The sequence below is a fragment of the Streptomyces sp. NPDC091280 genome, from assembly GCF_044768565.1.
In the GTDB taxonomy this organism is placed as follows: Bacteria; Actinomycetota; Actinomycetes; order Streptomycetales; family Streptomycetaceae; genus Streptomyces.
The window spans coordinates 73,083-85,089 of sequence record NZ_JBIVUZ010000004.1; the positions used below are offsets into that span (position 1 = coordinate 73,083).

A 12,007-nucleotide genomic window follows, 5' to 3' on the forward strand; every position below is an offset into this window, starting at 1 on the left:
GCAGGCCCTACCCGGCGCCCGGCGGCGCCGGGCCGGTCGGTACGCCCGTGGTGTCGCCCAGTGCCCGCGCCGCCCAGTGCTGCCAGCGGTCGGCGCAGCCGGTGACACCGGCGCGGTAGGAGGCGGCGAAGACCAGCGCGGCGAGGTCCGGCCGTCCCACCTGGTCGGCCGCCGTCACCGCCCACACCTCGGCCTCCTGCCGCTCGCGCGCGGGCGACAGCGAGGCCAGCCGGTCCGGGACGGCGCCCAGCGTGCCGAGCAGCGCGGCCCGCTCGCCGTAGGCCAGCGCGACGGCCAGGTCGCGGCCCAGCCCGCGGCGCAGGCGCTCGCCCGGGTTGCCCGCGCGGGCCAGCGCGAACAGCTGCTCGGCGGTCGCGAACGAGCGGGTGAGGGTGACCAGGGTCCAGCCCGCCCGCAGCAGGTCGCCGGCCTGCTCGAAGCACTCCGCGGCGGCCTCGAACCGCCGCGCGGCCAGCAGGCACCGGCCGGCCCGGCGCGGCCGGCCGGCCCGCTGCCAGCACTCGGCGGCCCGCACCGGATCGCCCGCCTGCTCCCACAGCTCGGCCGCCTTCAGCCGGTGACCGGCCTCCTCGTGGCAGCGGGCGGCGTCCGCGTAGGCGCCCGTCTGCTCGTAGCACAGGGCGGCGCGTACCAGGAGGTCGGGCTGCCCCGTCATTCGCGGGCGCGCTCTCGCCGCCGTACCGCCTCGGGATCGTCCGGCTCCGGGGCCCGCACGGGGGCGGCGCCGTGACCGGTGTCCACGACCTCCTCGACGCCGGGTCTGCGCTCCAGCACCTGGCCGAGGGCGAAGGCGATCTCGTCGTGCGCGGCGTCGTGGTCGCGCACCCGGGTGGTCCGGCCCAGATCGTCCACCTGGAAGAGTTCGACCTCCCCGGTCTCGGAGTTGTACCGGAACTCGACCTTGACCCGCATGGCTCAGGCCTCCATCTCGAACTGGATGTTGAGGACGCCGTCCGCCTCGTCGACCCGGAGCGCCTCCGCACCGTTCGCACGCGCGTACTCCAGGATCGCGTCGCGGTAGGCGACGGCCAGCACCTCGTGCACCGGGCGCAGGAACTCCGTGCGGGCCGCTTCGAGCCGCTCGGCGGCGTCCCGGGACAGCTCCGCCCGCCGCCGCTCGGCCGGTGCCGCGAGGTCCCGCTCGGCCCGCTCGCGGGCCTCCGCGTCCAACTCGTCCGTCAGGCCCGCCAGTCGGCGCTGCCCGGCCAGCCGCTCCTGCTCCTCCTCACGGGCGGCCTGCTCCGCGGCCTTGCGGTCGGCCCGCAGCTGCGCCTCCTGCCGTGCGGTGTGCTCCGCCACCGACTTGCTCAGGCCCGCCCAGCTGTCGTCGTAGTACCGCTCGGTCCGCTCGGCCGTGGCGTTCACCTCGACCGTGCCCGTCAGGGTGCGGGTCACCTCGGCCTCGGCGGTCACCACGTCGTTGAGCCGGAGCGTCATCTCGATCTCACCGGTGTCGAGGTGGTAGGCCACCGCGCCGGTCTCCAGCTCAAGGTGGTAGACGCCGTCCCGCCACACCCAGCGGGTGTCGGCGCCGAGCGCCGCCTCGAAGGCCCGCCGTGCCGCCTTGCCGAGCAGGGTCCCGAACTCCTGCCGCACGCTGGCCTCGCCGGCCACCTCGGCGCTGGCCCGACCCGTCCGGCTCAGCTCCTCCTGCCACATCCTGGTGAGCCGACTGGAGGCCCGGACCCGGACCCGTCGGGGATTGCACATTGGGGTACCCCCTAGTTGTTCCCGCGCTCACTCGAACTCGCCGAGGAGGGCGTTCACTTCGGCAATGATACGAGACAGCTGTGCCTCGGTCGTGGTGTTCACCGGCTGATGCTCCCTCAACTCCCTGGAGAGATCGCCGAGTTTGTGGAGCCCGTCGATGACGCTCCATTCGCTGGGCTGCCGTGCGGCGGTCAGCGGCGCGGCGGTCTCCCGGGCGTCGAGCAGGATCTCGTGGTCCGGGCGGCGGCGCCGGGCCGGTTCCCCGCCGTGCTTCTCGACCACCGTGTGCACGGCCTCCTCGACCGTGGTGCGGTCGGCCGGGTCGGTCCAGATGTGGGCCAGCGGCCACAGGTCCGCCGGCTGCGCGGTCCGTGACTCGCGCAGCAGCGCGGCCCCGGCCACCAGCTTCAGGCTGCGCACCAGCCTGCGGTCCGAGAGCCGCACCCCCTGGATCAGCAACTGCCGTACCAGTTCCCGGTGTTCACCGCGGACCGGATCCAGGTCGATGTCCCGCAGCCGCAGCGAGAGCTGCTCCAGCCGCCGCACGGTCACCGTCCCGTCGGTACGGTCCGCCGTAGTCGCCGTACCGCCCTCCCGGGACGCGGCCGACTCGTTGACCGCGCTCGCCAGCCGCCGGGTCTCGTGGCCCCAGCCGACCTGGAGCAGCCGTTCCAGGTCGGTGCCGCCCACCGGCTCCACCTGGAGGCGGATCAGGAACCGGTCCGAGAACGCGGTCAGCCCCGGGTCGTCCGGGATGTCGTTGGTCGCGCCGAGCAGACTGATCAGCGGGGCGCTCTCGGCCCGCGCGCCGTTGTGGTAGCGCCGCTCGTTGAGCAGGGTCAGCAGGGTGTTGAGGATGGCGCTGCTGCCCTGGAACACCTCGTCCAGGAAGACCAGTTCGGCCCGCGGCAGCATCCCCTCGGTGTGCACGTGGTAGGTGCCCTGCCGGAACTGCTCGAAGTCCAGCGCGCCGAAGATCTCCGAGGGCTCGGTGAACCGGGTCAGCAGATAGCTGAAGTGCCGGGCCTCCACATGGCGGGCCAGCGTGGCGATCAGCTCGCTCTTGGCGGTGCCGGTGGGGCCCAGCAGCAGGGCGTGCTCCCGGCACACCACCGCGAGTTGGAGCAGCCTGACGGCCCGCTCGCGCCCCACGAACCGCTCACCGAGCCGGCGGCGCACGTACTCCAGGTCCCTGATGGTGTCGACGGTGTCCTGACCCCAGCTCACGGTCCCTCCTCGTCTCTCGTGGGTCCGCGCCGTCAGCGCCGGGCGGAGCGGCGCTGTTCCCGGCGGGAGCGCTGCAACTGGCCGACGATCTGGCCGAGTTGCTCCGGGGTGGGCGGCACCGGCGGATTCTGGAAGTGGGCGGCGACGAACGCGTCGCGGAACACCGAGTGGATGTCGTCGCCGTTGCGGCCGCTCATCGCCGTCGCGATCAGCTCGTCGACGCCGCCGCTGACGTCGATCCCGAACTTCGCCGCGTGCAGGTTGATCATCTTCAGCCGGGCCTCGTCGTTGGGCACGTCGATGCCGATCGTCTCGAAGCGGCTGGGCCGCAGCAGCGCCTCGTCGATCAGGTTCAGCCGGTTGGTGGTGCCGATCACCAGGGTCGGCACCTCGGGACGGAAGCCGTCCATCTCGGTGAGGATCTGCGCGACCACCGCGTTGCCGGCCCGGCTGCCGCCGTCGGAGTGCTCCGAGCGCCGGGAGGCGATCGAGTCGAACTCGTCGAAGACCACCACCGACGGGGCGTTGCGCCGCGCCTCGGCGAAGATCTCCCGGACGTTGCGCTCGCTCTCGCCGACGTAGGTGCCCATGATCTCCGGCCCGGACACCACCAGGATGGTGGCGTTCATCCGGTTGGCGATGGCCTTCGCGAACAGGGTCTTACCGGTGCCCGGCGGGCCGTGGAAGATGAAGCCGCGCGGGATCAGCTTGGTGCGCAGATGGTCGTACTCGGGCGGCAGCCGGTGGTGGCCGACGACGATGTCGATCGCCCGCTGGATGTGCTCCTTGACCTCGTCGTAGCCCGCGATGTCCTCGAAACCGACGTCCGGGACCTCGAAGTTGCTCGACATCTGCGCCTTGAACGCGCGGATCGTGGAGTACAGGTCGCGGGCGCCGGGCGCGGGGTGGTCCTTGTGGACGCTCACCGTGTACCGCATGGCCTGCCGCAGCAGGACCGGGTTCATGCCGGCCACGTGCTTGTAGAACTCGACGGGGTCGTAGCCCGCGAAGCGCTCCGTCTCGTCCACCGTCACCAGGGCGCGCCCCAGCGGCTGTTCCTCGTCGTCGTCGCGGAACCACACCGTGCGGGGCACCCCGGTGATCGACACCCGGGTGCTGAACCGCTCGGCCAGCACCTCCGGCACCGACAGGGAGGGCGCCGCGAACGCGAGCATCACCCGCTCCGCGGCCCCGTGCAGCAGCTCGGTCACCTCCCGGGCCTCCGCCGACAGCGAGCCGTCGCTGCCCCCGGCGAGCAGGTCGAGATGCTGGACGACGAGCACCTGGTCGTCGTTGAGCGCCCGCACCAGGTCCCGCAGCCGGGCCAGCAGCCGCTGCCGCGAGTTCTGCTGGACCGGTATCAACTCCTCCTGCGGAGACTGCTCCTGGGGATCGTCGTCGGGCGCCTCCAGCACCTCCGCCCGCAGCTGGGCCCGTACGGACATCTCCCGCCACAGGTGCGGCACGACCGACTTCTCGGCCACCACCAGCACCGAGAGACCGGCCCTGAGCAGCGAGGCCACCTGGGCGATGTCCCGGCTGTAGGCGAGCACGGTCGCCTCGTCCTCGGACAGCTCCTTGGGCTGCGGATGCCGGAACACCGGCGGGGCGGGGACGTCCTCGACGGCGGTGTCGGGCTGCTTCTCCAGCCGGGGCGGGGGCCGCCGGGAGGCGGCGGGTCCGGGCGAGTAGCTCGGCGGGTAGACCGGGGTGCCGTACGGCAGGTCCGACTGGAGCAGGAACTCCGGCGACACGGACTGCCAGCGCAGCAGGTCCCAGCCCGGCTCCAGCGGGGTGAGCAGGTTGTACGGTCCGGAGGCCAGCGCCTCGGCGACCGTGACGTCGGGCGGCTGCCGGCGCAGGGCCCGCAGGGACTCCTGGTCCGGCCCGACCACGGAGATACGGCGGGGGGTGGACGTGGTCATGCGGTACTCGCCTCCAGTCGTTCGACCTGCCGGTGGAGCCGTACGCCTTCGAGGTAGGCGCGGGTGATGCCCGAGCGGGCCTTCAACGACCGTCCGTGCGACCGCTCCAGCGCGGCGAGGGCCGACCACCAGCGGGCCACCGGGCGGGCGGCCGGGAGGTCGGGGGGGACGGTGAGGCTCAGCCGGGCGTCGCGGACCAGGGCCAGGTGCTCGGCGGTGTGGCGCAGCAGGGCGGCCTCGTACACATCGAGCACCAACTCGCGTTCGGGCATGCGGAGTTGGTCCAGGAGCCGGCCGCGCCACAGGGCCTGCGCGGGGGAGGCCGGAGGCTCGCAGTACACCGTCGTGACCAGGCGGCGGCCCTGCGGATGGGCCAACAGCACGTCCTCCAGGAGGAGTTCGGCCGCGGACTCGCCGGACGGGGTCGGCCGGTCCAGCAGCGCGGTCAGCGGCGAGGCGTCGCGCAGCCGTCCGGCCAGCACCGGGTCGGCGCAGTGCCGAAGGGCCGGGGCGACCACCGCGTGATGAGCCAGGACGTCCCACAGCGAGCGGGCCGCAGGCACCGCCCGCACCACCTCGGCCGCCAGGTCGGACCGGGCGCGGGCGCCCACCGCCGCCGCCAGCAGCAGCGCCCCGGCACCCACCGGGCGGTGCTCGCGGGCCGCCGGCGCGTCCAGGCGCAGCCGGGCGGCGGTCCGCACGGCCAGCCGGACCACCGCCGCCGAGACGTCCGGCGGCGGGTCGGCCAGCTCCTGAGGGTCCGTCAGATCCCCTTCGGGCGGCACCGTCCGGCCCTCGTCAGCGGCCGTCGACCACAGCACGACGCGCAAGGCTGTATCGACCGCGCTCATCCGTCACCCACTGTTCGCATTCCCGCACACCGTCGCCGTGGCGGGCGTAGAAACGCAGCAGCCGCTCGTCGCTGGTGAGATTGACCAGACCGGCCACCTGCCAGGGCTGCCGGAACGTGCCCAGATGCAGATCGACGTCCACGCCCGACAGGCCGGACTCGTGCCCCGAGAACAGATGGGTGTGGTACCAGCCCATCAACTGCCGTTCCGGACCGGAGTCCGACAGCAGCCGGTTGACCTCGCGGAACGAGTCCCCGGTGAAGGTGAAGTGCAGCGCCCCGGCCCCCGAGTGCTCGGCCGGGGTGACCTCCGTGATCTCCACCAGGTACCGCTCGGCCGGCGGGTCGTCGCCGTCCGCCTCGACGTCCTTGCGGTCCGGGTCCTGCACGCGCAGCACCTTGCCGATCAGGAAGCCGCCCTCCTCGATGCGCCGGGACAGCCGCATCAGGTGCAGATGGTCGTAGGTCTCGCCGGGCATGACGACGGTCACCGGGCCGAGCCGGTCGACGTCGATCCCCAGGTCGCCGGGGTCGACCAGCGGCACCGGCGGCTCCTCGACCTTGCGGACGGTGAAACTGCGCCTGGACTCCCGCAGGTTGAGGTCCATGGTGCCCTCCACCTCCGGCGCCGAGCGGCTGAGCGCCATCCCGCTGAGCGAGGGATGGTCCAGGCAGAACCCCCAGACCGCCTCCTCCTCGTCGATCTGCCGCACCACGTGCTGGAGCACCGGACCGAGCAGCTCCCGGACGGCGAACTCCTGGTCCACCACGGTCTCGCCGTTGCGGGAGAGCATCACCCCGAGCCTGCCGATCTGGCTGCGCAGGTTGTGGATGGTGCGCGGACCGTCCATGAGCCGGGGATCGGGCCTGCGCACATAGCGCAGGTGCATGACGAGCGGATCGTCCTGGTCGCCGGTCTCCAGCTCGCTGCGGAACGCGTCCACCAGCAGCGAGGTCAGCGTCATCTTGCCCACGAGGTCGAAGGACGTGCCCTTGTAGAGCAGCACCATGGCCGCTCCGGCTCGGTTCTCAGTACTCATCCGGGCTCGCCTCCACGCGGCTGACGACGAAGGAACGGGAGCGGTCGGCCCCGGAGGTGAAGCCCACCCGGGCCAGCCAGGTGGTGCCGCCGATCTCCTTGATGCGCTCCTGGCCCTCCCAGGAGAACGCCCAGGCCGCGGCGGCCCGGTCGAGATAGCCGCCGCGCTCCAGCATGTCCCGGACCAGGGAGTCGAAGTCGAGCGCCATCTGATAGTCGTGCGGGAGGATCTCGTAGTTGCGGTACCGGGCCATGTCGATGACCATCTGGCACAGCCGGTAGAGGCTGAGGTCGGGTGTGTAGTCGGTCATCAGCGGTCCCAGGCACACCGAGCCCTCCGCGTTGCTGTCCTTGCCCCGGGCGATGTTCGGGTGGAACACGTCCGAGAGCCACAGCACGCGCGGCGCGTGGATGGGGAACTCGGACGGCAGACCGATGACGAGCTTGTGGTGGTCGATGGGCTTGGGGTCCAGCGGCCAGGTGTCCAGGTCGTCCGGCGGCGCGAAGCCCGGCACATGCAGCTCCACCTCGAAGCGGACCGGCAGGGTGTCGTGGTCGGTGCCGACGAGCGTGAACTCCTCGTGCTCGTCGGCGAAGTCGGTGATGTCGTCGCGGGCCCGCGCGATGGCCTCCATCCGCAGCGAGAAGTCCACGCCCGCGGTCGCCTCCGCCGACACCTCCAACTGCCCGCCGTCGCGCACCCCTTGGTTGAACAGCGGAACGTCCGGATCGAGCCGGCGGGCCTCGCCGTTCTCGTCGCGGTAGTCGACGACGGCCCGGCGCAGCTGCCCGTTGGCGTCCATGGCCACCTCCGGGCGGTACTGCGCCCAGACGGCGGGCACCAGTTCGCTGGGCAGCGTCGTGTTGGGGACGTACTGGATCTCGTACAGCTGCCGGTCGGGCCCCATGACCTGGAGGCGGGCGTACAGGGTCGGCCTGAAGTCGTGCTCCCCGTACAGGACTTCGACGCCCGGGGCGATCCGCGCCGCGTGCTCCTGGAGCTGTTCGAGGCGTTCGGTGGGCATCTCGGCCACCCGGAAGGCCGCCTGCTGGTTGTTGGCGTAGAGCTGTACGGCCGCGGGATCGACGATCTCGCGGACCAGCCGCAGGAACTCCGGGTAGGCCTCGCTGCCCACGAACTCGACGGTCCTGAAGTGCTGGTCGGCGTTGCGGCCGTCCTCGGTCTCCTCCGCGCGCTCGGCGCGCAGGAAGTCGCGGATCTTGAGCAGGTCGTGGTTGGCCTGCCAGCGCACCAGCGCGGTCTCCACCAGCCGGAGCACCCCGTCGCGCATGGCGCCGAGTTCGAGGGCCCGTACGACCTGTCCCCAGAAGCCGACGACCTCCTGGCCCGCGTCCCAGCGGGGCCGGGTCTGCGGCGGGAAGTCCATGTCGTCCAGCAGGTCCTCGGCCTGGTTCTGCGTGCGGTACAGCTCGGCCAGCGTGTGCATGAGCTGCTGCTTGATCTCGATGGGCAGCTTGCCCGCTTCCTGTTTCACCGGGAGCCTCCTTTCCCGCCGGTCCCGGAGAGTTCCAGGTAGCGGATTCTTCGGGTGCGGCCGGTCGCGACGACCGGCAGGATCTCGCGGGGGGCGACGCCGAGGTCGGCGAGGGGCGCTCGCGAGGGCGCGTCCGCGAGCCGGGTGGACTCCCCGGTCGGGCGGGAGCCCGGCAGCGGGGCCCAGGTCATCACGGTCTCCTCCGCGGCGAGATGGGCGGCCAGTTGGGCCGGGGTGGAACGGACGCTGTGCGGGACGGTGGACACCAGATGGGCCGGAATCCGGGTGTGCAGCGGACAGTCGGGGTCCCGGCGCAGCCGTACCGGCGACGCCGTGCCGCCCGCGGCGTCCACCCGGACCACCTCCGGGTCGGGCAGCACCCCGCACAGCAGACGGACGACCAGCACCGCCAGCCAGGCCCCGATCAGCGCCGAGACGGGGGCCGAGGCACCGGCCTCCGCGGTGGTGGCGTCCGCGCAGGCCCAGGGGTCGTCCTGGGCGGCCCGGTCGCGGGCGGTCAGTCCGCAGCCGAAGCAGGGCCCGGCCGGGTCGTAGTAGCGGATCTCGCCGCCCCAGGGGCCGGTGCCGCCGTCGAGCATCGGGACGCCCACGAGATGGCAGCGCCCGGTGAGCTGAAGCCGCGCGGCCAGGCTGTCCAAACAGCTGACGACCAGGGCGGCGTCCCGCAGTTCGGCCAGTCCCACCCCGCTGACCAGGGGAGCGGTCCGGGCCTCGACCCGGGTCACCGGTGAGAGTTCCAGGAGCCGGCCCGCCGCCGTGGGGGCCTTGGGGCGGCCGATGTCACCGACGCGGAACAGCGGGGCGCGGCTGAGGTTGCACTCCGAGACCGTGTCGGGATCGCACAGCACCAGCCGTCCCACCCCGGCGAGGGCGAGCTGCTGGGCGAGGTGGCTGCCCAGGGCGCCGATCCCGCACACCACGACGGTGGCGGCGGCCAGCTGCCGTTGGTCCCAGCCGGGGATGAGCGCGTGCCGGTCGAAGCGGCCCATGTCAACTCCGCTTCAACGTACGGAAGTTCATCGGACACTGGTCCACGGTCAGTTCGCTGCGCCACTGCTCGAAGCAGCCGAGCCCGCGGGCCGGATCCTGGTGGACCGCCTTGAGGCAGCCCGGATCCGCCGGCGAGCAGGGGCAGACGACCACCGTCTCGAACAGCCGGAAGGTGTGCGTGCACACGAAGCAGGCGTTGCGCTGCTGCCGCGATCCCAGCGCCGGGCTGCCGGGCATCAGCCGTACCGTGTGGAGCGTGTCCGGCGAGGGGTCGGTGCTGTCCACGCCCCGGAAGAACGCGGCCTGGGCGTGCGGGTCGGGCGGGTCGGCGGGCGGTACCTGGCCGCTGCACGGCAGATTGCGCAGATGGTGGGTGACATCGCTCAGCCGGCCCTCCGCCGAGTGGCGCAGGAACACCGTGTCGTCCCGCCGGAAGGTGTGGCCGCACACCCGGCAGGGCGCCCGCCGCTGCGAGCCCGGCCGGCGCCAGGTGCCCAGCCAGCGCGAGTCCAGCGTGGTGGAGGCGGGCCCGTCGGCCCCGGCCACCTGCGGGTTCTCGCCGCGTTGCAGCCCGCGCTCGAAGGCCCCGGACACCTCGGGTGCTGCGGAACTCGCCGACCCCCCGGCGCTCTCCCGCTGACGTGCCGTCATACGGCCTGTCCCGTACGGGACTTGAGCAGTACGTCGGCGGCGGAGTGGCCGCGCAGCCGCAGGGCGGCCCGCCCGCTCTCGGCCGCCCGCCCGACGGAGGGGGAGTGCGCGAGAGAGCCGTAGAAGCCCTCGGCGAAGGCGAGTCCGGCCTCGTCGCCGAGTTCGCCCCGGGTGCCGATCACGCAGTGCGCGCAGTCCAGCAGCCCTTCCGCGTAGGCCGCCGTCCAGCAGGAGTTGAGGACGACACCGCTGAGCGGGGCGTGCAGGGCGAGGGCGGGCAGCAGCGCCTCGACCGGGACGGCCGTCGAGATGCCCGAGGCGTCCTCGAAGAGCAGCTTCCCGTCGTCCGTGCCGTGCCCCGCGAAGTGCACGATCCGCGGGAGCACGGCGTCGAGTTGGGGCAGGATGTCGCCGACCCTGGTGGCCGGGTGGACCGTCACGGCGAGCCGCCCGGCGGAGCGGGCCTCGGCCTCGCGGATCACCCGCTGCTCCGCGCCCAGCCGCAGCCTGGCCTCGTCCAGCGGCCCCGCCATCAGGCACAGCACCCGCAGCGGGACGTCCGCCGTGCCGCCGTCCGGATCCCGGCCGGCGAGCGCTCGTAATCGCGCGTTCCCGGGATGCCGGGCGGACGCGGCGTCGAGGAGCGCATCGAGCGGCACCGCCGCGAATCTGCCCTGGTCGACCGTCCGGCAGACGGCGCGCCACCAGCCCTCCGCAGGCAGCGGCGGGCCGAAAGCGGGGAGCAGCGCGGGACTTATTCCCACGTCCTCCAGGAATGCGTGACTGCTCAGCACATCGGGAAATAATTCGCCCAACAATTCGAATGCGCCGGCCTCGCGCAATTCGATCCAGGTTGCACCGGCCATACTTCGTCCCCCGAGCCAACTACCCCTGTGTACGCCTTGGTTCACAGGAAGAGTACGCGCACCGGCGCCGCCTGGGTGTACTTTCGGATCGCTGAGCACACTATTCGGGGGCGGGCTTGATCGAGCGCTTGGAAATGATCACCTGTGGTGGCCGCGAAGCCGAAAAATCGATCTTCGAGATTGATTTTGATCAGGGGGAGGACGCCCGGAACGGATTCCGGGAAAGACGCGGTGTACTGGTGCACAGTGGCGGGGAGCCGGTGCTCCAGCGCATCGCCTACACCGACGAGGCCCGGCGCGAACTGGGCCGCGCCGTCAAGAACGCCGACACGCTGGTGCGCCGGCTCGGCGTCACCGGCTATCCGGGCCAGCTGACCCGGGTAGTCGGACACCGGCCGGACGGCCGCGCGCCCTTCCTCGTGACCACCCGGCGCGGGCGCCCGCTGTCCGAGGTGCGCGACCAACTCCCGCTGACACCAGGACAGTTGTGGACCGCGGTGGACGGCATCATCGCCGTCCTCACCCAACTCCACGAACTGCGCCTGGTGCACCGGGACATTAGACCCGAGACCCTGCTGTGGGACGGGAAGGGCATCCGGCTCGCCGAGTTCTACCTCGGCGCGCACGAGGGCGAGGACCGCCGCGGCCCGGTCGGGTCCGACCCCTGGCGGTCCCCCGAACAGGCCGCGGGCCTCGGCAAGGCCGACTGCCGCGACGACGTCTACGCGGCCGGTGCCGTGATCTTCCACCTCGCGACCGGCGAGGAGATCGGCCCGACCCCGGACATGCGCGAGCGCACGCGCTACCTCGACAGCAGCCTGCGCACCCTCCTCGACCGGGTCTTCACCGACCTCGCCCGGGACCGCGTCAGCGGCTACGCCCTGCGGCAGCGCCGAGAGGGCCGGCCCGGCCGCGGCCCGGGCGGCGCCGCGCCGGACGCCCCGGGGCCGCGCTCCCGCGTCGGCCAGGAGGCGCAGGCCCGCGACAACTTCCGTGAACTGCGGGCCCGGCAGCGCGCGTTCAACGCCCGGACCGCGGCACCGCCCCACCAGCCGCCCGCACGGTCCCCGGGCGCCGCCCGCGTGACCTACCGGCCGCCGGCCACGTTCGGCGGCGGGGCGCCGGTGCGGCGCCCCTCCCGCACCGCGATCACCGCCGTGGCCCTGCTGGCCGCGGTCGTCGTGCTGCTCGTCGTCGTGGCGCTGAGCTGA

The 12,007-nt window shown here is 72.8% G+C and carries 12 protein-coding genes; 1 reads left to right on the top strand and 11 read right to left on the bottom strand.

Annotated features, from left to right (window positions below; all coding sequences use genetic code 11):
- Window positions 1-7: 7 nt before the first annotated feature.
- Genes ACIQPR_RS13695 through ACIQPR_RS13745 form a run of 11 tightly spaced genes read right to left on the bottom strand, consistent with a single transcriptional unit; the run spans window position 8 to window position 10,796 of the window.
- Complete coding sequence (locus ACIQPR_RS13695; RefSeq protein ID WP_403646635.1) at window positions 8-676, bottom strand: hypothetical protein; 669 nt, start codon at window positions 674-676, stop codon at window positions 8-10.
- Entirely contained in the window at window positions 673-933 is a 261-nt protein-coding gene (locus ACIQPR_RS13700; protein ID WP_403646638.1) for a hypothetical protein, read from the bottom strand. The genes ACIQPR_RS13695 and ACIQPR_RS13700 overlap by 4 nt, the downstream gene beginning before the upstream one ends.
- 3 nt (window positions 934-936) lie before the next feature.
- Complete coding sequence (locus tag ACIQPR_RS13705) at window positions 937-1,731, bottom strand: hypothetical protein (RefSeq protein WP_403646640.1); 795 nt, start codon at window positions 1,729-1,731, stop codon at window positions 937-939.
- A 27-nt stretch (window positions 1,732-1,758) separates the two neighbouring features.
- Window positions 1,759-2,958: an AAA family ATPase gene (locus ACIQPR_RS13710; protein WP_403646642.1), complete on the bottom strand. Its 1,200-nt coding sequence runs from the start codon at window positions 2,956-2,958 to the stop codon at window positions 1,759-1,761.
- Window positions 2,959-2,990: 32 nt separating this feature from the next.
- Window positions 2,991-4,883 (bottom strand): ATP-binding protein, encoded by a 1,893-nt coding sequence (locus tag ACIQPR_RS13715; protein ID WP_403646645.1) that lies wholly within the window; start codon window positions 4,881-4,883, stop codon window positions 2,991-2,993.
- Entirely contained in the window at window positions 4,880-5,704 is an 825-nt protein-coding gene (locus ACIQPR_RS13720; RefSeq protein ID WP_403647899.1) for a hypothetical protein, read from the bottom strand. The genes ACIQPR_RS13715 and ACIQPR_RS13720 overlap by 4 nt, the downstream gene beginning before the upstream one ends.
- Window positions 5,682-6,773: a JAB N-terminal domain-containing protein gene (locus ACIQPR_RS13725; protein ID WP_403646647.1), complete on the bottom strand. Its 1,092-nt coding sequence runs from the start codon at window positions 6,771-6,773 to the stop codon at window positions 5,682-5,684. The genes ACIQPR_RS13720 and ACIQPR_RS13725 overlap by 23 nt, the downstream gene beginning before the upstream one ends.
- Complete coding sequence (locus ACIQPR_RS13730) at window positions 6,763-8,268, bottom strand: effector-associated domain EAD1-containing protein (RefSeq protein ID WP_403646650.1); 1,506 nt, start codon at window positions 8,266-8,268, stop codon at window positions 6,763-6,765. The genes ACIQPR_RS13725 and ACIQPR_RS13730 overlap by 11 nt, the downstream gene beginning before the upstream one ends.
- Entirely contained in the window at window positions 8,265-9,278 is a 1,014-nt protein-coding gene (locus ACIQPR_RS13735; RefSeq protein ID WP_403646653.1) for a HesA/MoeB/ThiF family protein, read from the bottom strand. Before ACIQPR_RS13735 ends, ACIQPR_RS13730 begins: the two co-directional genes overlap by 4 nt.
- Window position 9,279: 1 nt before the next feature.
- A complete protein-coding gene (locus ACIQPR_RS13740) occupies window positions 9,280-9,930 on the bottom strand; it encodes a hypothetical protein (RefSeq protein WP_403646656.1) in 651 nt (216 codons plus the stop codon).
- Entirely contained in the window at window positions 9,927-10,796 is an 870-nt protein-coding gene (locus tag ACIQPR_RS13745) for an effector-associated domain EAD1-containing protein (RefSeq protein ID WP_403646658.1), read from the bottom strand. Before ACIQPR_RS13745 ends, ACIQPR_RS13740 begins: the two co-directional genes overlap by 4 nt.
- A 239-nt stretch (window positions 10,797-11,035) precedes the next feature.
- Between ACIQPR_RS13745 and ACIQPR_RS13750 the strand changes: the two genes are divergently transcribed.
- Complete coding sequence (locus ACIQPR_RS13750) at window positions 11,036-12,007, top strand: hypothetical protein (RefSeq protein WP_403646661.1); 972 nt, start codon at window positions 11,036-11,038, stop codon at window positions 12,005-12,007.